This window comes from Vibrio sp. TRT 17S01, from assembly GCF_050113695.1.
Classification (GTDB): Bacteria; Pseudomonadota; Gammaproteobacteria; order Enterobacterales; family Vibrionaceae; genus Vibrio.
Genome location: NZ_JBNJOG010000005.1, coordinates 294,410 through 314,464 on the forward strand (window position 1 = coordinate 294,410; position 20,055 = coordinate 314,464).

At 42.6% G+C, this 20,055-nt stretch carries 21 protein-coding genes; 9 read left to right on the forward strand and 12 right to left on the reverse strand.

Translation table 11 applies throughout. The features are described from left to right. The first annotated feature begins 351 nt into the window (after positions 1-351). Positions 352-993, forward strand: a complete 642-nt coding sequence (locus ACQEXS_RS10795; protein ID WP_427013820.1) for a DUF2057 family protein — start codon at positions 352-354, stop codon at positions 991-993. 33 nt (positions 994-1,026) lie between these two features. On the opposite strand, the gene ACQEXS_RS10800 is transcribed toward ACQEXS_RS10795, so the two are convergent. Next, positions 1,027-2,301: an HD domain-containing phosphohydrolase gene (locus tag ACQEXS_RS10800; RefSeq protein ID WP_427013821.1), complete on the reverse strand. Its 1,275-nt coding sequence runs from the start codon at positions 2,299-2,301 to the stop codon at positions 1,027-1,029. A gap of 235 nt (positions 2,302-2,536) precedes the next feature. Between ACQEXS_RS10800 and ACQEXS_RS10805 the strand changes: the two genes are divergently transcribed. The 5 genes from ACQEXS_RS10805 (at position 2,537) to sstT (ending at position 6,130) form a co-directional block, all read left to right on the forward strand. After that, positions 2,537-3,091 (forward strand): GNAT family N-acetyltransferase, encoded by a 555-nt coding sequence (locus tag ACQEXS_RS10805; protein WP_427013822.1) that lies wholly within the window; start codon positions 2,537-2,539, stop codon positions 3,089-3,091. A 107-nt stretch (positions 3,092-3,198) separates the two neighbouring features. Further along, positions 3,199-3,627: a hypothetical protein gene (locus ACQEXS_RS10810; RefSeq protein ID WP_427013823.1), complete on the forward strand. Its 429-nt coding sequence runs from the start codon at positions 3,199-3,201 to the stop codon at positions 3,625-3,627. Next, the gene (locus ACQEXS_RS10815; RefSeq protein ID WP_427013824.1) at positions 3,624-4,223 is read left to right on the forward strand and encodes an SCO family protein; all 600 of its coding nucleotides are present in this window, start codon (positions 3,624-3,626) and stop codon (positions 4,221-4,223) included. Before ACQEXS_RS10810 ends, ACQEXS_RS10815 begins: the two co-directional genes overlap by 4 nt. A 2-nt stretch (positions 4,224-4,225) precedes the next feature. Further along, complete coding sequence (locus ACQEXS_RS10820; RefSeq protein WP_427010849.1) at positions 4,226-4,678, forward strand: copper chaperone PCu(A)C; 453 nt, start codon at positions 4,226-4,228, stop codon at positions 4,676-4,678. A 234-nt stretch (positions 4,679-4,912) separates the two neighbouring features. Beyond that, positions 4,913-6,130 (forward strand): serine/threonine transporter SstT, encoded by a 1,218-nt coding sequence (sstT, locus tag ACQEXS_RS10825; protein WP_427010850.1) that lies wholly within the window; start codon positions 4,913-4,915, stop codon positions 6,128-6,130. Positions 6,131-6,205: 75 nt separating this feature from the next. Here the strand turns inward: sstT and ACQEXS_RS10830 are convergent, their stop codons facing one another. Next, on the reverse strand, positions 6,206-7,354 hold the full coding sequence (locus ACQEXS_RS10830; RefSeq protein ID WP_427010851.1) for a tetratricopeptide repeat protein: 1,149 nt from the start codon (positions 7,352-7,354) through the stop codon (positions 6,206-6,208). Between the two features lie 435 nt (positions 7,355-7,789). On the opposite strand from ACQEXS_RS10830, the gene nagB reads away from it, so the two are divergent. Then, positions 7,790-8,590 carry a glucosamine-6-phosphate deaminase gene (gene nagB, locus ACQEXS_RS10835; protein ID WP_367990388.1) on the forward strand — a complete coding sequence of 267 codons (801 nt, stop codon included), beginning with the start codon at positions 7,790-7,792 and terminating at the stop codon, positions 8,588-8,590. Positions 8,591-8,658: 68 nt separating this feature from the next. Here nagB and ACQEXS_RS10840 read toward each other — a convergent pair whose 3' ends face one another. Further along, entirely contained in the window at positions 8,659-9,117 is a 459-nt protein-coding gene (locus ACQEXS_RS10840) for a GNAT family N-acetyltransferase (RefSeq protein WP_427013825.1), read from the reverse strand. 142 nt (positions 9,118-9,259) lie between these two features. Between ACQEXS_RS10840 and ACQEXS_RS10845 the strand changes: the two genes are divergently transcribed. Further along, positions 9,260-9,595: a hypothetical protein gene (locus ACQEXS_RS10845; protein ID WP_427013826.1), complete on the forward strand. Its 336-nt coding sequence runs from the start codon at positions 9,260-9,262 to the stop codon at positions 9,593-9,595. 5 nt (positions 9,596-9,600) lie between these two features. On the opposite strand, the gene ACQEXS_RS10850 is transcribed toward ACQEXS_RS10845, so the two are convergent. Continuing rightward, positions 9,601-10,365: a ferredoxin--NADP reductase gene (locus tag ACQEXS_RS10850; protein WP_427013827.1), complete on the reverse strand. Its 765-nt coding sequence runs from the start codon at positions 10,363-10,365 to the stop codon at positions 9,601-9,603. A 192-nt stretch (positions 10,366-10,557) separates the two neighbouring features. On the opposite strand from ACQEXS_RS10850, the gene ACQEXS_RS10855 reads away from it, so the two are divergent. Beyond that, a complete protein-coding gene (locus ACQEXS_RS10855; protein ID WP_367990392.1) occupies positions 10,558-11,481 on the forward strand; it encodes a LysR family transcriptional regulator in 924 nt (307 codons plus the stop codon). Here the strand turns inward: ACQEXS_RS10855 and ACQEXS_RS10860 are convergent. The 8 genes from ACQEXS_RS10860 to ACQEXS_RS10895 all read right to left on the reverse strand — a co-directional run bounded on the left by ACQEXS_RS10860 (position 11,478) and on the right by ACQEXS_RS10895 (position 20,050). Next, positions 11,478-11,768, reverse strand: a complete 291-nt coding sequence (locus ACQEXS_RS10860; RefSeq protein WP_367990393.1) for a putative quinol monooxygenase — start codon at positions 11,766-11,768, stop codon at positions 11,478-11,480. The two genes, ACQEXS_RS10855 and ACQEXS_RS10860, sit on opposite strands and share 4 nt — an antisense overlap. A 3-nt stretch (positions 11,769-11,771) precedes the next feature. Continuing rightward, complete coding sequence (nfsB, locus tag ACQEXS_RS10865; protein ID WP_427013828.1) at positions 11,772-12,425, reverse strand: oxygen-insensitive NAD(P)H nitroreductase; 654 nt, start codon at positions 12,423-12,425, stop codon at positions 11,772-11,774. Between the two features lie 155 nt (positions 12,426-12,580). Beyond that, the gene (locus ACQEXS_RS10870) at positions 12,581-13,393 is read right to left on the reverse strand and encodes an MBL fold metallo-hydrolase (RefSeq protein WP_427013829.1); all 813 of its coding nucleotides are present in this window, start codon (positions 13,391-13,393) and stop codon (positions 12,581-12,583) included. A gap of 108 nt (positions 13,394-13,501) precedes the next feature. Beyond that, positions 13,502-16,381, reverse strand: a complete 2,880-nt coding sequence (locus ACQEXS_RS10875; RefSeq protein ID WP_427013830.1) for an alkaline phosphatase family protein — start codon at positions 16,379-16,381, stop codon at positions 13,502-13,504. A gap of 249 nt (positions 16,382-16,630) precedes the next feature. Continuing rightward, positions 16,631-17,692, reverse strand: a complete 1,062-nt coding sequence (locus ACQEXS_RS10880) for a tetratricopeptide repeat protein (RefSeq protein WP_427013831.1) — start codon at positions 17,690-17,692, stop codon at positions 16,631-16,633. A 162-nt stretch (positions 17,693-17,854) separates the two neighbouring features. Beyond that, a complete protein-coding gene (locus ACQEXS_RS10885) occupies positions 17,855-18,577 on the reverse strand; it encodes a hypothetical protein (protein ID WP_427013832.1) in 723 nt (240 codons plus the stop codon). A gap of 24 nt (positions 18,578-18,601) precedes the next feature. After that, positions 18,602-19,309 (reverse strand): hypothetical protein, encoded by a 708-nt coding sequence (locus ACQEXS_RS10890; RefSeq protein ID WP_427013833.1) that lies wholly within the window; start codon positions 19,307-19,309, stop codon positions 18,602-18,604. Between the two features lie 15 nt (positions 19,310-19,324). Further along, positions 19,325-20,050: a hypothetical protein gene (locus tag ACQEXS_RS10895; protein WP_427013834.1), complete on the reverse strand. Its 726-nt coding sequence runs from the start codon at positions 20,048-20,050 to the stop codon at positions 19,325-19,327. Between the last annotated feature and the right edge of the window lie 5 nt (positions 20,051-20,055).

Here is a 20,055-nt window from a genome sequence, read left to right on the forward strand (position 1 = left end):
CATGTTACATTACAAACCTGACTTGGAGTCAAAAAAAAACACAACCCATGAATGCAGCTGGAAAAATCGCACAACCTGTTGTAGGCAAAGGATAATTCTGAATGGAGTTCATATTTTGGAAGGTTAATCCATGTTGAGCAAATATGAATTAACATGTATTTTGTTATCTTTGGCGCATAATAACTATTATTTATCGAAAAATAACTTTTTACTGATATAGATCAGTAACCCCAAACTATCGATATTTTGGGATTGTTAATATGATTTTTTCATAACTCTCACAAAATAGTATTGAATTGCGTTTCATACCTAGGCAGTCTTTTACTTTCTGCCTACTACTGGAACCCGATCATGAAAAAAATGTTGCTTGCTGCTCTCGTCTTAAGCGTATCAGGGATTGCTCACGCTGATGTCACTTTAAAGGTGACTGATAATATTGAATTATTGGCCGCGAACGAACAGAAACCCGAATTGGAAGGTGGTTTCTTTGCGTCAGAGAAGAGCTTGACCTTGCCAAATGGAGAAAGTCAGATTTTGTTTCGCTACCGTACATTTTTTGACAAAGGAAATGATCGCGTCATTGTAGAAAGCGACCCAATCATCGCTACCTTTAATGCCAGTGATCAAGCCCTTACTTTCCAACTCCCGAAATACCGAAATGAACGACAAGCTGAAAGCGAAATCAAAAACTTTGAATGGTCGATGCTTGACACATCAGGCCAAAGTTTAGATGTAAAGCAAGACAAGCTAGTTAAAAAAGGAATGCAAATCGGTCGCGATTATCGCACAGAGGTCAACCTCTACAATCAAAAAGGGGGACCAGCAGCTTGGAGTAAATCATTTGCTACGGTTCATCCTGTCACCTTACCTGCAAAGATTCAAAAAGCCGAAATGGCCAAAGCAGATACAGCAGAAGAAATGCTGCATTTCTGGTATGAAAAAGCAGACGAAAAGACAAAAGCTCGTTTTAAAGCTTTTATCAACCAACAATAAGATAAAATAGAAAAGGGTTAACTGCCCTTTTCTTTATGCACTTTGCTGTATCGGTTCTTCTCCTGTCGAGATGCGATAACACGCTGCAGCATTGCTTGCAATACACTCATAGACCTCTCGATCTAACTTATTATCTTCAACTAGCTCATACACCAAATTCAGAACTTCATTCAGATCTAAACCATGACGATAAGGTCGAGATTGAGTCAGCGCTTGGAAAACATCGGCAACGGCAATAATCCGACTCGGTTTATCCAACTGAGATGCATGTTTACCAGCAGGATAACCAGAGCCATCTAACCTTCCGTGGTGATTAGACGCCCACTCAATGATTTGTTCGGACTTGAGCATCGCTTGCAGTGCATAGCGAGTGTCGGTTGAATGCCGTTTAATACAGGCATACTCCGCATCAGTTAACTCAGACGACTTATGTAAAATACTCACTGGGGTGTCTAGCTTGCCAATATCATGTACAAGCCCAGCAAGGTATAGCATTCTTTGCATCGTCTCAGAGTATCCCATCTTGTACCCAAGGTACTCAGATAGCCTTGCCACATGAAAAGAATGATCAAACGTAAAGGAGCTCTTAGCATCAATGATTTTGGCAGACAGTTCCGCAAGTTGTATTGTGTCTTCCAATGTAAGGTGAGCATCAAAGAAAGGAAAGGGTGCAAGCTGAGAAATCATCACCTCAATATATTCACGCTTCATCGCAAACCAAAATTCATCGTTATCGACCAGCTCACACATATGTTGAACCGTATTGGGTTCAAATAAGGTATGGGTATTTTGAGTGAGTTCTTGAATGATGGCTTGCTTTGCTGTGGGAGTGATATTGCCGTAGTTATCGGGCTCCATTCGAGCGTAGAGGTAATCAACTCTGTCGGCGACAAAAACGAGCGCTGCCAATTGTTTGTTTTGTTCAGATACCGCAGACATCTCTCTCAGTTCTTGCCACCATGTATGATGATGGAACACAGGCAAAGCCAAACTTTGTAATGGTTTACACTCAATAAGGCGCTCATACCCGCGTAAACAATGCAGATGGCTATCACTGCTGATCAAATGCGTTAAAAGCTCACTTCTTTCACTTTGCTGGCTCACGCCACAATCATGAATTAATCCTACGGCAAGTGCGACTTGAGAAATTTCTTCAGACCAGCCCATCCTTTTCGCGCAGCAATACGCCATATAACCAACACGGTGACCATGGTTAATCTCATCCAGTCCAACAGAGTCCAGTGCTTTAGCGATACCTATCAATACTTGATGCAAGTCTACACCTACATCATTCAAACATTCACTCATTAAAACCAACCTAGTTGCATATTATTTATTATATTTTTCAAATATATTAGTACATTACCATTAACAAAACCCATAACTTTTCTATGAGAATTATGACAATTTGTGATTTTGATAACATGCTACTGCAATTAATTCGTGCCACAGGAAAATGTTTGTAATACATTGAGTTATGCATTTACGCCTTAGATAATGCACAAAAAGTGTACTTTATTCTTATAATTATCAAGGAATCGATATGTTTACTAAACGCATTAATAAAGACTTATCCCTTGCTCTCATTCAACCTGCTTTTGCAAAGCAGTATGCAGCCTTAGTAACCACTCAAACAGCGTATCTTGCACAATGGCTTGCTTGGCCGAAACACTGTCACACAGAGCAACACTTTCGTGAGTTCGCACAAAAAATGTTGCATGACTATGCAGACGGTACATCTATGACCTGCAGCATCCTCTATAAAGGAGAAATTGTTGGAAATTGCAGCTTCAATCGAATCGATCATTCACGGAAAATGGTTGAGGTTGGTTATTGGCTTTCGTGCCACCACCAAGGGAAAGGAATCATGACACAAGTGGTTTCTAAACTCATTGATATCGCATTCAATGAGCTCCAAATGGAAAAAGTCCAACTAGCCGCTGCAGAAAATAACACCCCAAGTCGCAACCTTGCTACGCGTGTAGGAATGAGCTTAGAAGGGATTATTACTCATGCTGAAAATATAAACGGACAAATCCTCAACCATGCGATTTATGGGATACATAAACAAAGCTATATCGCCAATTCCAACCGTTAGTCACCGGTGTTATTTGATACTAACCACAGATTTATTCTGCGGTCACAAACAAGCAAATTCACTGTGCTACCATCCCGTCTCAAACAATATAGTGAGTGATTTATCACATGCATTCCGTTGTAAAAATCATCGCCATTGGCCTCATGCTTGGAGCGGGCTTCTTCATTAGCGACATTACAAATTGGCTGTCTGCTTCCAATCGAACTATTGATCTAGACCAGTACTGTATACTATCAACTCAAGGCTGCCAGAAGGGTCAAATAAAGCTCGCTTTAGATCGAGATGTCGCCCAGCCTCTGATGCCTGCGAAGGTCAGTGTTGAATGGCCAGACTCTCAAAAAGACTTTTTGGAACTTCAACTTGAAGGGATGGAAATGGATATGGGTCAAGCCAAATTCTTACTCACACCAACAGGTAATAATACTTTTTCTGGTGAAATCCTACTGCCTGTCTGTACGACCGATGCTATGACTTGGATCGGCCATATCAGCGATGGAGCAACAACAATCAATACTGCCGTAAGGATGGAACGATGAGCAAAAACTGGTCTCTGATTTTAGTTGTCGCATTTGCATTAGGTTTTGGCTTAAAAGCTTATCTAGATGCCGAAAAGTCCGTCCAAAAGGCCTCCGAACAAACGGAAAGTTCTTCAGTATTATTTGGTAAAGAAGGGGCTCCCGTCGAGTTATTTGACGTACAAGATCCGCGGATTCGTATTGTCTATTTTGGTTTTACTCGCTGCCCTGACGTCTGCCCGACATCACTTGCAATGCTAGCTGGTGCGCTCAATCAAATAGACGAACAGACAAAAAGCCAGCTTCGTCCGGTGTTCATATCATTAGACCCTGAACGCGATGCCCCTAACGATGCAAATAAGTACGCTCAATACTTTCATCCAATGATCGAAGGCTTATCGGCACCACTCACTGTTACGACGCCGCTTGCTCATCGTTATGGCGTTATTTTCCGTAAAACTGAATTAGAGAATTCAGAGCTAAAGTACACATTAGACCACAGCTCATATTTTTATTTCTTAAAGCCTGATGGCAGCCTAATAACCAAAGTTCCTCATACCTTAACACCAGCGCCTTTGGTCGAAGCCATTACAACAATTACTTCAAAAGGAAAATAATAATGAAGCTTAAAACGCTATTGCTTGCAACACTTGCTCTTAGCCCACTTGCACATGCAAAAATGGACTTTATGGCACATGGCGCCTACGCACGTGCGATGCCACCAAGCGCACAAACCAGTGCCGTCTTCACTGAGCTGATGAACCGTGGCCAAGAAGACCGATACATTGTTTCAGCCACCACCGATGCTGCTGGAAAAGTCGAACTGCATGACGTTATCAAAGAAGGTGATGTGATGAAAATGCGTCAAGTCGACAAAATCACTATCCCGGCAAAAGGGAAAGTCGAACTAAAACCTGGCAGTCTACATATCATGTTGTTTGATTTAAAAAAACCGCTCGTAGAAGGTGATGATATCGACGTACAACTGACATTTGCTAACGGCCAAAAGTTCACCTTCAACGCTCCCGTAAAAAAAGTCATGAGTGGTATGAAACATAAGCACAACCACTAATCAGAATATGTTAGTTACTGATATAAAACACTAAAGGGGCACTCGCCCCTTTTTTATTACATAGATCACGCCACAAACAACACAAAAGCCACACAATTAACAAATACTCAAACTATTCCGCCAATTTTAAATTAATTCTAGACACAATATTTCAACACGATAGTATTAGCGGTCTCAGTTAAAAATAACTGTAGTTACTATAAATTTATAAATCTATTCATTGCAGGTATTACTATGCAACACAACTCTATTTTTGCCCGTTTTGCACGTGGAAATCTGGTACTGCAGATCCTCGCCGGTATTATTCTCGGTGTGGCATTAGCGACGATTTCACCAGAATCCGCTCAAAGCGTCGGGTTATTAGGAAGCTTATTTGTAGGTGCACTAAAAGCCGTCGCGCCAATCCTTGTTTTTATCTTGGTTGCAGCCTCCATCGCAAACCAAAAGAAAAACCAACACACTTACATGCGTCCCATTGTGGTTCTCTACCTTTTTGGTACATTTACCGCTGCACTTACCGCAGTTGTACTGAGTTTCCTTTTTCCAACCACATTAACGCTTGTTGCCGGTGCAGAGGGTGCAACGCCACCGCAAGGTATTGGTGAAGTACTGAATACTCTATTGTTTAAACTGGTTGATAACCCAGTAAACGCACTGATGAGTGCAAACTACATTGGTATTCTTGCTTGGGCTGTTGGACTTGGTCTTGCACTACACCATGCCTCCGGCACAACAAAAGCAGTATTTGAAGATCTCAGCCATGGCGTCTCTCAAATCGTTCGCTTCATCATTCGTCTCGCACCATTTGGTATTTTCGGTCTGGTTTCTTCAACGCTAGCAACGACCGGCTTCGAAGCTCTTGCAGGCTATGCTCACCTTCTGTTTGTACTACTTAGTGCAATGGCGTTTATTGCTCTCGTCGTTAACCCAATCATCGTTTTGGTGAAAACAGGCGAAAACCCATACCCACTAGTGTTTAAATGTTTGAAAGAAAGTGGCGTTACTGCCTTCTTCACGCGTTCAAGTGCAGCAAACATCCCCGTCAATATGGCACTTTGTGAAAAACTAAAGCTGGATGAAGATACTTATTCTGTTTCTATTCCACTTGGCGCAACGATCAATATGGCTGGTGCTGCAATTACCATCACTGTTCTAACGTTAGCTGCGGTTCACACTATGGGAATTGAAGTTGATCTGCTTACGGCTCTTCTACTGAGTATTGTTGCAGCAGTATCAGCGTGTGGTGCATCAGGTGTGGCCGGTGGTTCATTATTATTGATCCCACTGGCGTGTGGCCTGTTTGGTATTCCAAATGAAGTGGCAATGCAGGTTGTTGCGGTTGGTTTTATTATTGGTGTGGTCCAAGATTCAGCAGAAACTGCGCTCAATAGCTCGACAGATGTGGTGTTCACTGCTGCGGTTTGCAAAGCGAAACAAAAGCAACAAGGTTAACCCACAACATGATCAGAAAAGGCTCGCAATGCGAGCCTTTTTTCTAGCCAATACCGATATGCTTCAGCTATTGAGTTACTTTTTTCCCATTGAGGTATCGGTGAAATCCAATTTCTCAGCCTCTGCTTTCTCAGGTTCAGCCAATGCTGGCTCTACTGACTCATGGACTTCATTTTCGATGATTGACGTCTCAGGTTCTGCTGTGACAACATCATCGCTCTCTTGTAACTGAAGTTTACGCTTATAAAGCTTGTTTAATGCTTTGATAATCGAGTGCTTACCGACTTTATTTTCCTTAATTCGTTTTAGCATTGGCTTTGAAAGCGACTGCAACCCGACGACAGTATCAACACCAATATTCAACGCAACCTGATCACGAAGCATCCTCGCGCCATCATGGCCAAGTTGGCCTGCAAGAAACAACCATATGTAGGCAATCGCATTCCCATTGGTACTGGTATCCATCCAAGTTTCACCCGCTTTATACATCGCTTCGGTGTAACCTTTCTCCGCTGCCCGCTCTAACCAATAACACCCTTTATCAAAGTTCGCCGCCACGCCAGTACCATGGACATAGCACAAACCAAGTTTCATGCGTCCTTCATTACTCTTTAGCTGCGCCGCTTTGCGATACCATTCTATCGATTGATTTGGTTCCCGCTCAGGATTATTTGGTGACTGGTACCAGTCACCTAGAAAGATCATTGAATCTAGATGGTTCTGTTTGGCAGCGTCTTCAATAATGCGAATTGCTTTTGCAACGTTGATTTCCGTTCCTCGGCCGAAAAAGAGTGCCTGCCCCATTTCGAACTTAGACGACACGCTACCTTCAAGTGCAGCAATACATATTTTCCAATATTTAATTTGCTGTCGGAGTATCGCATCATCACGCATCTTTTCAGAGATGCGTAATATGCCGTACATGCCAGTCACATTGTCTAAATTTGCCGCTTTGTTGTACCAGTAAAGAGCTTCTCTTGGATTGGTTCGTTCCGCTTCTTTTGCTAGAAACAATATGGTGGGAATGTGACCATTTTCGGCTTTGTGTACTCGCTCTTCCTGCTCTTGCTTTCGGTTTTTCTCAATCGCTTTGCGATAAGCAATTTCGCGTTGTTTCCGCTCCTGCTCCAACCGTTTTTTCCTCAGCGATAGCACCAGCATCCAGCCGAACATAAACAGCAAGAGTAATCCAGTTGCACCGATTGCGATCCCGATTAAATTCATTCTGACTTCTTTCTTCCTAGCCGTTAGGCCTCTATACGTGTTCCAACACACCCCGCTTTATCTATTAGCGGCAGCATCAGTCAAAAATTAAGTACTTATGTTACCCCAGCAAGAGAACAAGATGAGATTCATGCATCAGGAAAGTGATACAGCCCGCTCAATACGTCTCTATATTAAGCAAGTATAGTGTTTGTAGAGAAAGCAACCTTGTATAAACAGGGGATTAGGCTTAATTTGGCACAGAAAATTATCGCACATTGAATCCATTGGCTTTGCCTAAACTGAATCAAGCAAACGAATGCTGTCTCATCTTTAAAATGCTTAGCTAAGAAACAGAGAAAAATTGACCAAAAACAATAGCGGTTCCATTTAACTTATTTTATAATGCGAATTAATTATCTTAGAGCAACGAATTCCAACTATTAGGGGCAAAAAATGAGACTTATCCCGTTAAACAACGCAGCACAAGTCGGTAAATGGGCAGCAGCACACATTGTTAAACGCATCAATGCATACCAACCAACTGCAGAACGTCCGTTCGTACTTGGTCTGCCAACTGGTGGTACTCCACTTGCTACTTATAAAGCTCTTATCGAACTGCACAAAGCTGGTGAAGTAAGCTTTAAGCACGTTGTTACTTTCAACATGGATGAGTACGTTGGTCTACCAGCAGACCACCCAGAGTCATACCGCTCATTCATGTACACTAACTTCTTCAACCACATCGATATTCAGGAAGAGAACATCAACCTGCTAAACGGTAATGCTGAAGATCACGAAGCAGAATGCCAACGTTACGAAGACAAAATTAAGTCTTACGGTAAAATCAACCTATTCATGGGTGGCGTAGGTAACGACGGTCACATTGCGTTTAACGAACCTGCATCTTCTCTGTCTTCACGTACTCGTATCAAGACACTGACTGAAGATACGCGCATCGCAAACTCTCGCTTCTTCGACGGTGACATGAACCAAGTACCAAAATACTCACTAACTATCGGTGTTGGTACTCTTCTTGATGCTGAAGAAATCATGATTCTAGTTACAGGTCACAACAAAGCGCTTGCTCTAGAAGCAGCGGTTGAAGGTTGTGTAAACCACCTTTGGACAGTTTCAGCGCTACAATTACACCCTAAATCAGTAATTGTATGTGACGAGCCTGCAACTCAAGAACTGAAAGTAAAAACAGTGAAATACTTCTCTGAACTAGAAGCGGAAAACATCAAAGGCTTCTAATTTAAGTCAGTAAGTCATCAGAATGATAAAGGCCAGCGTGATGCTGGCCTTTCTTTTGTTCCAAACACTTAAGCGAGCTTTAATGTCATGAATTTACTATTTGGATCGAGCTGATAATCACCAAATGGTTCACAATAGCTAAAGCCATGCTTTTCATATAACGCTCGGGCTGGTTCAAAAAAGCACATACTTCCCGTTTCCAAACTAATGCGCTGGTAACCCGATTGTTTTGCGTAGTTTAAAACATGTCGTAGTAAACGTGATGCAACCCCTTGTTGCCGTGCTGTTCGACTTGTCCGCATCGATTTAATTTCTGCATGGGAATGGCTTAACGCTTTTAGTGCAATACAACCTAATAATCCGTCCTCTTCCCACCCAGTCCAGAATGTCACTGAAGGTACTTTGAGTGCCGACAAATCAAGTGCGTGAACACTTTCTGGTGGCGAAGTAGCGTTCATATCCGCAAGATGCTCTTCTAATAATGCAACGACTGCATCATGGGTTAAATCGTCAATTTTTATCTTCATCGTCTCTCTTCCTTGAAAACGAACATAAGATGCTACCATTCAACATTAGAGGCGCAATAGAAAATTAGTATCCATGCGTGCTACAACAATGGAAAAGCACGCCTATACTTAATGCAATAAAGGTATAGAAAAGGAACTTTCTATGCAGAGCATCATGTTGGCATTCCTGCTTTTATCCACGCCGGCAAACACCGCCGACCCTTATTCCCTGCCTTTGAAATGCGAATTGACACAAACCGCCGATCATTTTTGGTTTTACCGTGAACAATTCTTGTATTCCAGTGAACAGTTTGCCGTTTTTCATAACTTCAAAGGACGTGTTGTGACGCAGATTGACCTAAAAACTGGCGAACTCATTCGTACAACCTACATAGGCGAGCCATACGATCCGAAATATCAGATTCTACTTGGCTCCTGTCATAATCCGACACATGTGTTAGAAATGTGGGAACTCAATCAAGTGCCATTCGATAACTAACGCTATCACCAATACCGTTCAAAGATGAAGTTGCCCGGCTCACGCCTTCTGTGTTTACGTAAGCCCTGCTGCTGCAACACCGATGAGGTATCACGAATCATGTCCGGGTTGCCACATAACATCGCGAAGCTGTGCTCTGGCGACATGGAGACACCCGAAAAGCTGCTCAATGAACCATTGGCAATTAGCTCTGGAATCCGTCCATGCAATACACCTTGTGGGGCCTCACGACTGATCACAGGCACGTATTGTAAGCGCCCTTCATATTGAGTCAGCAGTTGGTCGATAAGGTATCGATACACCAAGTCTTTTTCGTGTCGCACCCCGTGTACCAAAACAATGTTGTCACACCCTGGCCGCATATTGATGTCGTCTAATAGAGAAAGAAACGGGCCAATCCCCGTCCCTGTTGAAATAAGCCACAAGTCTTTCGTCGTTTTAGGTATCGAGTCAAAAATTAGCTCTCCATGGGCCGTTGCTCCCACATAAAGTGCTTGCCCTTCTTGCAATTCTTGTAACTTGGGACTGAGCTGTCCTTGTGGGTTTGCCACGATAAGAAATTCGAGCCAATCACAACTGGCAAAAGGTGCATTCACTAATGAGTAAGCACGGCTAATCACCTTGCCGTCCTCACCATGCAACGCTAGTTTCGTGAACTGACCAGCCTTAAAGTCGAGGTGCGCTCCATTGAGTCGTAAACTGAATAGCTCAGGTGTCCATTCAATACGCTTTTCTACAATAGCTCGGTTAAAACCACTGAGTTCTGTCATTGCAGTACCTCCTATGGATTACCTAACTTTAAACCTACTCCCCGTCACAAATAAGGTAAAGTTACGTGACGATAAATCATGATCGAGATTCACAAATAATTAACATTAGCAACAACTAATCTTCATTTGCAGCCAGCGTTTGTGAGCGTATAGTGTAGTTATACTAAAGCTATTACGTTCTGAGGACAGGTTGTGAAAGCCCTCAACGATCTCAATATTTTTGTTGAAACTTCCCGCCAAGGTAGTTTTTCTAAAGCCGCCAACAGTTTAGATGTCACGCCTGCGGCTGTTAGTGCCACAATTAAGCGCCTTGAACAGCAAGTTGGGTTCCCTTTATTTGTCCGATCTACCCGCAACTTGCGCCTGACCGGAGAAGGAGAGATCTTTCTCGAGAAAACACAAACGGCACTCGGCATACTGCAGGAAGGGTTAGATCAAATCGCCTGTCATCGCGGAGAGCTTGCCGGACAACTCTACATTACCGCCCCATCAGATTTTGGTCGCAATCTGCTGCTCAATTGGATTGATGAGTTCATCGAAAGCCATCCAAAAGTGACGATTAAACTGGAGCTTTCCGATAGCTTAACGGACATGTACAGCAAACCTGTAGATATTGCGATACGCTATGGAGAGCCAGCAGATTCCAATTTAGTCGCTATTGCGGTGTGTAATGAAAATGAACGCATTCTCTGTGCCTCACCTGAATACATAGCAAACCATCCAACCATCACCCAACCACAAGATCTGATTGAACATAACTGCCTGTGTTATATGGTTTCCGATACTCTGTATAACAAATGGACATTGACACAAAATGGCCATCAAGAAACACTGATTGTCAGCGGAAATCCAACCAGTAACGACAGCGAAGTCGTTCACCGCCAAGCTTTGAAAGGAAAAGGGATTGCCAATAAATCACTAATGGACATCAGCCAAGATATTTTGGATGGACGTTTGGTTAGGGTCTTGCCCGAGTGGGATTGTGGACCTGTGCCTCTCTACATGATGTGTGCAGATCGCCGACTGCTAAACCCAACAATCCGCAAGTTTCGTGATTTTGTGCAAGAGAAGTGCTGCCAGCAACGAAAACAAGTACTGGCAACCATGGAGATCTAACCAAGAAACTGCAAAGGACGCAGTTGAACGTACTCTAGGAGATCGCGATCTTCACAGATCTGCTTAAAGCTTTGAAAGTGCTCCGTCTGCATGTGAGTATCTAAGCTTTCTTGAGAACACCAAATCTCCTGAAGCAAAAAAAGACCAGGGATTTTTGAGTCAGCATGCAGCTCATACTGACAACACCCTTTCTCATTACGGGTTGGTTCGAGCAACCCTCGGAGTAATACCTCAACTTGGGCAATGTGTTCGTTATGCGCCTTTACTTCCGCTAACAAATGAACCATTGCTTAACACTCCGTAAAAACTTGCTCTTGAGCAAAACGGGACTTTGGTAGCTTCGCATTAAAATCATCTTCACTGTGATAGCCTAACGGAACAATCACAACACCAGTAAAGCCTTGCTGACGAAGACCAAACTCTTCATCAAGTACATTAGCATCAAACCCTTCAATTGGAACCGCATCAATATCCATCGCTGCTGCACCCAGTAACAAGGTACCCACATTGAGATACACTTGTTTTTCCATCCAATGCTTTACGTCTTTTAAGTCATAGCGGTGCATATTTACAAAGTACGAACGTCCACCGTGCATCGCTTGCTTTGACTCTTCATCAGCAAAACGACCCGCTTCCTCTTCACTTTGTAGTACCTTTAGCAAATACTCTTCATCGATATCTGTTTTGGCACAAAAAACCAGCACGTGAGAGGCATCAAGGATCTTACGTTCATTAAAGGAGAAGCCACCTTGAGCCGCTTTTGCGATTCGTGCTTTACCTTCTTCAGTACTCGCCAAAATAAAATGCCACGGCTGTGAGTTAACGCTTGATGGACTCATGCGAATCAACTCTTTTAGTTCTGCCACTTTATCGTCGGTGATTTTTCGGCTCGAATCGAAAGCTTTGGTTGAATAGCGGGCTTGTGCAGCGCGAACAATGCTCATAATTTTCTCCATTAATTTGAAACTGAATGAATGTTCGAATTGTTGCGCTACAATAACTAACTGAACAAATAAGAAAAACCACTCCTTAATTGATTCATTTTCAATTTATTTTTGAAAATCGCCATCTATTTTCTGCTAACCCAAGCACGTTAAAATTAGTTGTTAATACGCTTATCTGACTCAGGCAAATGGGCTGTTAAATTGTAAATCAGTGCGGGTTTGAGCAGTTTTGGAGGAGGTAGATGACTGTCTCGCTCTTCCCTTAAATGGACAAACTGCGCTTCAGATGTCTCTTCTGTTAGATACACATTCTCATGCTTCTCTTCACCTATTGTGGTTTTGTGGTGCAAGCTGTGAGGGTCTTCCGGATAGTCATGGCAAAGATACACATCGGTTTTATCATCCATCTCATAGAGATGGGATATCGACTCGAACATTTTATGGGCGCTTCCACCGGGAAAATCTGCACGTCCTGTTCCATGGTGTAGTAACGCATCACCAACAAACACAGCATTACCAATTTTAAAGGTCAAATCTGAAGGTGTATGGCCCGGTGTGGTCAGTACTTCTAAGTCAGAATCACCAAACTCTAGGTGTTCATGATCCAAAAGGAAATGTTCAAATTCGTACAACTCTTTCAGAAGCAGCTCATCTTTCCATTCCGAATACACATCTTTGACCCCTTCAGCCACATTAATTGGTGCGCTAAGCTTTTCACTTAAATAGAAAGCGCCAGTAAGATGATCCGCATGAACATGCGTCTCCATAATGGCAGTCACATGCAGCTGGTTTTCTTCTATGTACCCAATGATCTCATTAGCAGATTCAAAAGTGACTTTTCCACTATGAGGGTCATAGTTAGCGACAGGATCAATAATGATGGCTTCACCAGTACTGGTATCAGACACCACATAGCTGATGGTGCCGGATTCAGGATGGAAGAAATGATGAATATCTTGCGTGGCCATGATACCTCCCTGAACGAAAGTTTAGACTGAGTATTACTTACTCAGTCTAGTTGGCAATACCCTAGCTACCAACCTCTCAGAACAAGGAGACACGCATTTTTTTCTAAGCTATTGAATGTCCAACTTATCTATTAAAGATGGGTATCCCCAGCCACGTTCACCCACTTGCACTTGCTCTCCTGTTAGATATTGATAAAGCGTCGGTGCGAGTGACCCATTTGCTTCAGAGATCAATGGTATTGCCTGCGCTCCGATTGGCTTGCCCCAGAAACCGATAAATGCATCCTTCTCTAAGTAGCTTTCTCCAGCATGACGGCCGGGAACTTTGGTGTTATAGCCAATACCTTCTCGTGGGAAGAGGTTGATGGTGCCCGCCCGATCCTCCGCATACAAATAGGCCAGTTGCACCACAGAGTCTGGTCTCGGCGTGTAACGCGTTAAATTGCGCCACTCTTGCGCGGTGCACCAGGTCATAGGATCTTCTTGCTTCACCCTTTGAATACATCGTTCAACCAACTCACTTAACTGATTCAACTCTTTCTCCGTTGGAGGTGGCAGGTAATGATTTAACTGTTGAGTTTGCAACAGTTCTCCTGAACGGCCATCAAGCTTCCCATAGTAGAATCGCTCACCTTTTCGAATAATGTGCTCGTCAATCCTCTGCCCATCACGATTTGCTATCAAGCGTATTTCACACTGCTTATCATCGCAGGCCGTCTCTCTAACAACCATGTAGTCGAGCGTATCTTTTAAGTAATCAAGGCTTTCTTGCACGATATTAACGGCGTTATTATTAGCTGCGTTCAGTGGTCGCCACTGCGTTAGCTCTTCGTATGTTGGCTGGATTTGCCAGCCGGATGATGAGTTAAAGAAGTCCATCATAAAATTACCGCCAGCGGTAGAGGCAACCACAACATCGATATGCTTATTTGATGGCGAGTTAAGCGCATTGGTAATTTTCGGGCCTTCCCCTTCATCAGACGATATTTTCTTGATGATCAGTGGATAGCCTAGCTTTGTTTCTAATGGTGTAAAAATGGCCTTCTCTGGGTTGAGCGAATAATAAACTGGCGCTAAACCATGATCCCCTGCCATTCCCCATAGCGTTCGTTCATAAACACCAGCTTCCCTGTAGGCATTTTCGACTCGACCTAACCAATAATCCAAACGATTCAGCTCTCCGGAAGGCATTATGATTTCATCGCTAAATGGGCCAACAAAATGCGCAAAATGATCCGGCCAAGGATTGTAAATCAATGTGTAATCTGGCATCCCAAAATTATCGAGTTTTGCATAAGCTTCAAGTTCTTGCTTTAACTTCCATTTGCGTGTGAGCTTTGTGTAAATATCCCAGAAAGGAATTTGTTGGTAGCGTTGCACATCTTCAATCAATTTATTCCGAACCACTGTTAATTGCTGCTCTATTTGCGCACGCTCTTCCAACTCTCGTAAACAACGCTTTTCCCCAAAATCACGCAGTGCTTCTCCGGCGCCTAGGTTGACTAAACCGTCATAGCTGATATGTGCATTCCAATCGTACTGTGCGTTGCAATTGAGTGTTTTTAAATGGACTAAGCGATCAAACATGGTTTGCACCTTGTTGACTTGCATCAACCTATCCAGTTGCAAGGCGTCATTGCCAAAAAAGTAATACGCACGATCCTCATGACGATCGACAAAATGGAAATTTGGAATACCTGTGCCCTGTTCCCCCGATACTTTTGCTCCTGTTTTTATGATAGGTAAGTTTCTAACACTGATCGTTGGAGTCGAGGAAATGCCCACGCGAGCAATTGAGTTGTAGCTGTCTTGGTAAAGTCGTTTAAAAAAAGGCAAGTAATGCGGATCTTTATAAACTTGTTCTGACAGAACATGCATAAACCTCACGTCCTGTATGTGTTCAGGAGAGCTTGTTGGTAGCTCTGTGGCCAACTTTTGTTGATTGATGTGTGTTTGATAGGCTTGTTTTAAAAACGGCTTCTCGGGGTCAACCAGCCCCTCTATTAACCCTTGTTGTAAACCATCGACAGTTACCTGAACTGCAAAGCGTCGGTTCTGCTGTGATGTCAAAAAGTCGAGTAGCGTTTGTGGTGAATCAGAAAAGGCATCTTGCATCCAGTTGGACAAAAGTGTTGCACGCTCATCTTGGAAAACAAATTGTCGATATGCTTTGAGTACATTCAATCGAACAAAGTCAATGAGCGTTATCGTTATTGCTTGTGCTTTATTGTTTACCTTACTGTGATTTTCAGGTTTACCGTCATCAACAATGGCCTGTAGCGCCGCTTTCATGTCGCCTTCATCCATACCTGAAAGCGCTTGGTTCATGATTCCAATCACTATAGGTTGTATTTTGGCAACCAATGCCAAGTCATCTGGCGAATCGGTAAGGTATTGATAGTGTTCTGGTAGGTAGTCTTGATCTTGCCACTGCCCGATATCAACTAGCGCATCGTACACCGTGACCATCGCAGCAATAAACTCGCGATCGACTTTGATACCTTCATGATGTCCTTGATCTTTTACATGTTCAGTTTGTTCGCTTATGGTTGGCTGAGAAATAGAGAACAAGCTATGTTCAAACCCTTTTAGCGCCTGTTGATCATAAACTGTTTGTAAATAAGCTTTAAATACATCTTCGTCATCGACCCCAGTGTAACGCTCATAAAACTGATACAGAAAATAGCCCAAAGGGATGGCGTAACTTGGGTCCGCGATTTGACTCATGACCCTTGCTTTTATTTTAGCTTCTAAAGGTAGGGTCAATACGTACGCCTCTAGAGTCAGCCCACCAATGGTGAACAGTGACAAATCTCTGGCGAATTTGGTCGAATAACTCAATGACGACGTTATTTGATTTTTGAGAACATGGGTGGAATTAAACACCCCACCAACTAATGGTGTATTCCCAACATCGGCAGACGCAGAACTCAGCGGTAACACGCATGCAATCGCCGTTGCTGTCACTCGAAGAACAAACCTAGCCATACTCACTTCCTTATGTATTTATCTGTTGTATATTTTGACAGCGCAACAAGAGAATTCAACATAAAAAGCAAGGAGTTAAGAGGAACAAACAGATAAAAAAAAGGAATAAGAAACTGGGGAGATTCTTATTCCAAATGTCTAAGTCAACTAATTTGTCTGTTAAGAACAACATGCCTAGAGAGTAGCTATGTTGTGTGTCCAGAGTAACACGTCCTTTTTCTCACTCAATTTAAATGGCGTTATTTTTTATTATTCTCCCGCCTCGTTTTTTTGAGGTTGTTCTGGCGTTGTACGCTCACCATAATCCACGCCCCATTGCCAAAGATCATCGTAGGCTCGCACTGTATGGTTTGCCAAGTAATCTTCAGCCATTGCATCCGCTTTTAACCCTTCCTCTTCACTTAGTAAAGAACGGTGTATCGCGATCTTTTTTTGATAAGCACGATGCAAAGAGTCATGAGATTTTGGAGTCGCCATTGATTCAAAATAGGCGTAGAGATAACTAAGCGCTTTAACTCTGTCTTGCGGCACAATATCACGCATTTGGCGATCTTCCGCATAGGTATTGGCGATCAAAAGTAGGCTATCGGCTCGCCCAATCTCTGCGAGTTTTTTCATCCATTCAAAACCTTCTTCACGGGTTTTCTTTTTAGCGAGAAGCTGTTCCATGTACGCTTTCATCGCTGGTGGATAACCTTGTTCTGCCGATTCTTGATACAAGCGCTTAGTCTCTTTGCTGCGCTTTCCGGGAATGAAAAACCAGTCGTACCCAGCTTCATATGCTTGAGCAAGTTTAAACTTCGCTTCAGGGTGATTGGCTGCTACGGCTTTTTCCAGCCATGCCATTTTATCTTTTTCTTTTTCGAGCGTGGTATGAAGCAATAACATCGCTTCAGGATTACCTGCTTCAGCACGTTCTAAAATGGCTTGTTGGGTCTTTTCTTCCCATTCTTGCCTAATCTCATCTCGTTCAGGGTTTGAACTTGAAGAGACTTTAAGCATTGCCAGTAAATTGCCTTGTTCAGCCGCTCTAAGCGCGTAATGATATTCTTCTTCACCTTGCTTTTCTGAGCCATCCTCAAGCTCAATAGAATAAATATAAGCAGCCTCTGCACTGCCCTTTTCTGCCGCATGTTTTAAGTATGGAAGCGCTTCTTGATGATGTAGTTGCCAACGCAGGAGTTTACCTTTTTCAAACGCCTGATCAGCACTTAGATCACTTAAGTCATTACTAGCCATCGCACCACTGATAGTACAAGCCCACAAGGCCAACACTACCCCAGACCGACGAAATACCTTCACCAACATCATTTATTCCCTAGCATGATTATTATGTTTGTATATTACTTCGAGTGACAAAGGCAGGCGATATCGCCGGCCTATTTGTGTGATTTAATTAGAGTATTCCAAATTATTGCCCATATGTTATCTCCTCGTATAAGACACATTAATCTACAAGAGCATTCATACCGATTATTTTTCTGACTCTGGATTTAATGGTTCATTACGATAGTTTTCTCCGGCCAAGATATCATAATGGATAATAGTACTATCACTAAACTTGGAAAAATCTAGATAAATTGACTCTGCATTAAACTCTTTTTCTTTAGTTTGTTTGTCACTATTTATATAAAAATAACAGCCTATTGCACCAGCCTGAACTTTTCGCAAGCTCATATAAACCTCACCATCGCAGTCTCTAGCTTCAATTATTGAACTTAACGCAATAGACTTCTCCGACGACTTTGTAGGTGGATAAATCCTCAGCTCTGCAAAGCCAATAGGATCAAACGCATTTTTAGCGCTAACTATAATTTGATACAACTTCATATCACAACCAGATGATGCATAATTCAGATACGGAATTCTTAACTCATAGCGATCTGACTCATCTGAAAAGTTGTACTCAAGTCTAAATACTCCTTTTCCTCCTTGCCGCTTTTTACCATCAGAAGCACTCCAAAAAAATGATGTACAGTCTTCTCCACCACCATAAAAGATAGCTTGAGCGGTCACAGTCGCATCTGAAGGTTTAATTCCTTGAATGCGAATATAGTGATCATCTTCAGAACTACCAATAGGTGCACGATTGTCACTGGAGCATTTTATTAAAGGATTTACAACAAAGATAATAATAAGGAAAAATGCAATTACACAGCCGATAGTGACAAGGGTGAATTTTATTAATGATTTCATAAAACTGATCCACTATTGCCCTGTTTATGGATTCACAGCTTCGCTACGGTAATTATCTCCGGCCAAGATGTTGTAGGTGATTGTAGTGTCATCTTTAAACTGAGAGAAGTCGAAGTAAACGGTTTCAGCGTTAAACTCCTGCTCCTCAGATATTCTTTTTTTATTGATATAGAAATCGCACCCCACTCCATCCGTCCATTTTTTATACGTTTTAGAATAAAACGGTTCACAATTTCCTGCTTCAATTATGGATTCAAACGCCAGTGCCTTATCATAGTCCATGACCGGAGAGTAGATACGTAAGTCTGGAAACCTCGCTGTATTAAATGAGCTTTTGGCGCCTACATATATTTGGAGTAACTTCATGTCACAACCAGAAGAAGTATAATCTTGGTACGGTACTCTTAATTCGTATTGTTCTGGTGTGGTTGAAAAATCATACTCAATTTTAAATACACCTTTCCCCGCCTTTTTCACTTTCCCATCTAAAGCGCTCCAAGAGCGTGAGCGACACTCTTCACCGCCGCCAGTAAACGTTGCATAGGCAGTGACGTTTGCATCAGCAGGTTTAGAGCCTTGAATACGGATAAAATGATCGTCTTTGTCGCTTCCAATCAGCGGCTTACTATCATAGTACCATTTCATAAGCGGATTTAAGATGAATATCACCGCTAGGGAAAAGAGAATCAAACGCCCGATGCCGACAAGAATTATTTTTATTAACAATTTCATGCGATAACCAATAAACTATTGTTGCCCAGAGTTTGGGTTTACTAGCTCTTGACGATAGTTTTCTCCGGCCAAGATGTTGTAGGTGATGGTAATGTCGTCATTAAACTGAGAGAAGTCGAAGTATACGGTTTCTGCATTAGTTTCTGACTCTTGGGATAGTTTTTTATTATCAGCGAAATAGTAGCATCCAATAATTCCTTTCCATATGTCTTGTGACCATTGATATAAGCGACCATCGCAGTCTCTCGCTTCAATTTTAGAGTCAAACGCCAGTGCCTTATCAGACTCCATGAGCGGAGGGTAAATACGTAAGTCCGCAAACCCTGCCGTATCGAATGCGTTTTTTGCACCTACATATATTTGGAGTAACTTCATATTGCAACCAGAGGAGGTATAATCTTGGTACGGTACTCTCAATTCGTATTGCTCAGGTTTGGTTGAAAAGTCATGCTCAATTTTAAATACCCCTTTCCCAACCTTTTTTACTTTCCCATCCAAAGCACTCCAAGACCGTGAGCGACACTCTTCTCCTCCGCCAGTAAACGTTGCGTAGGCAGTGACGTTTGCATCAACAGGTTTAGCGCCTTGAATACGGATGAAATGATCGTCTTTGTCGCTTCCAATTGGCGGCTTGTTACCATCGTACCATTTCATGAGCGGATTTAAGATGAATATCACCGCTAGGAAAAAGAGAATCATACCCCCGATGCCGACAAGAATTATTTTTATTAACAATTTCATGCGAT

What these genes read in the sequence shown, in the direction of transcription:
- ACQEXS_RS10795 (WP_427013820.1), top strand. Translation starts at nt 352, where the DNA reads ATGAAAAAAATGTTGCTTGCTGCTCTCGTCTTAAGCGTATCAGGGATT.
- ACQEXS_RS10800 (WP_427013821.1), bottom strand. Translation starts at nt 2,301, where the DNA reads ATGAGTGAATGTTTGAATGATGTAGGTGTAGACTTGCATCAAGTATTG.
- ACQEXS_RS10805 (WP_427013822.1), top strand. Translation starts at nt 2,537, where the DNA reads ATGTTTACTAAACGCATTAATAAAGACTTATCCCTTGCTCTCATTCAA.
- ACQEXS_RS10810 (WP_427013823.1), top strand. Translation starts at nt 3,199, where the DNA reads ATGCATTCCGTTGTAAAAATCATCGCCATTGGCCTCATGCTTGGAGCG.
- ACQEXS_RS10815 (WP_427013824.1), top strand. Translation starts at nt 3,624, where the DNA reads ATGAGCAAAAACTGGTCTCTGATTTTAGTTGTCGCATTTGCATTAGGT.
- ACQEXS_RS10820 (WP_427010849.1), top strand. Translation starts at nt 4,226, where the DNA reads ATGAAGCTTAAAACGCTATTGCTTGCAACACTTGCTCTTAGCCCACTT.
- sstT (WP_427010850.1), top strand. Translation starts at nt 4,913, where the DNA reads ATGCAACACAACTCTATTTTTGCCCGTTTTGCACGTGGAAATCTGGTA.
- ACQEXS_RS10830 (WP_427010851.1), bottom strand. Translation starts at nt 7,354, where the DNA reads ATGAATTTAATCGGGATCGCAATCGGTGCAACTGGATTACTCTTGCTG.
- nagB (WP_367990388.1), top strand. Translation starts at nt 7,790, where the DNA reads ATGAGACTTATCCCGTTAAACAACGCAGCACAAGTCGGTAAATGGGCA.
- ACQEXS_RS10840 (WP_427013825.1), bottom strand. Translation starts at nt 9,117, where the DNA reads ATGAAGATAAAAATTGACGATTTAACCCATGATGCAGTCGTTGCATTA.
- ACQEXS_RS10845 (WP_427013826.1), top strand. Translation starts at nt 9,260, where the DNA reads ATGCAGAGCATCATGTTGGCATTCCTGCTTTTATCCACGCCGGCAAAC.
- ACQEXS_RS10850 (WP_427013827.1), bottom strand. Translation starts at nt 10,365, where the DNA reads ATGACAGAACTCAGTGGTTTTAACCGAGCTATTGTAGAAAAGCGTATT.
- ACQEXS_RS10860 (WP_367990393.1), bottom strand. Translation starts at nt 11,768, where the DNA reads ATGGTTCATTTGTTAGCGGAAGTAAAGGCGCATAACGAACACATTGCC.
- nfsB (WP_427013828.1), bottom strand. Translation starts at nt 12,425, where the DNA reads ATGAGCATTGTTCGCGCTGCACAAGCCCGCTATTCAACCAAAGCTTTC.
- ACQEXS_RS10870 (WP_427013829.1), bottom strand. Translation starts at nt 13,393, where the DNA reads ATGGCCACGCAAGATATTCATCATTTCTTCCATCCTGAATCCGGCACC.
- ACQEXS_RS10875 (WP_427013830.1), bottom strand. Translation starts at nt 16,381, where the DNA reads ATGGCTAGGTTTGTTCTTCGAGTGACAGCAACGGCGATTGCATGCGTG.
- ACQEXS_RS10880 (WP_427013831.1), bottom strand. Translation starts at nt 17,692, where the DNA reads ATGATGTTGGTGAAGGTATTTCGTCGGTCTGGGGTAGTGTTGGCCTTG.
- ACQEXS_RS10885 (WP_427013832.1), bottom strand. Translation starts at nt 18,577, where the DNA reads ATGAAATCATTAATAAAATTCACCCTTGTCACTATCGGCTGTGTAATT.
- ACQEXS_RS10890 (WP_427013833.1), bottom strand. Translation starts at nt 19,309, where the DNA reads ATGAAATTGTTAATAAAAATAATTCTTGTCGGCATCGGGCGTTTGATT.
- ACQEXS_RS10895 (WP_427013834.1), bottom strand. Translation starts at nt 20,050, where the DNA reads ATGAAATTGTTAATAAAAATAATTCTTGTCGGCATCGGGGGTATGATT.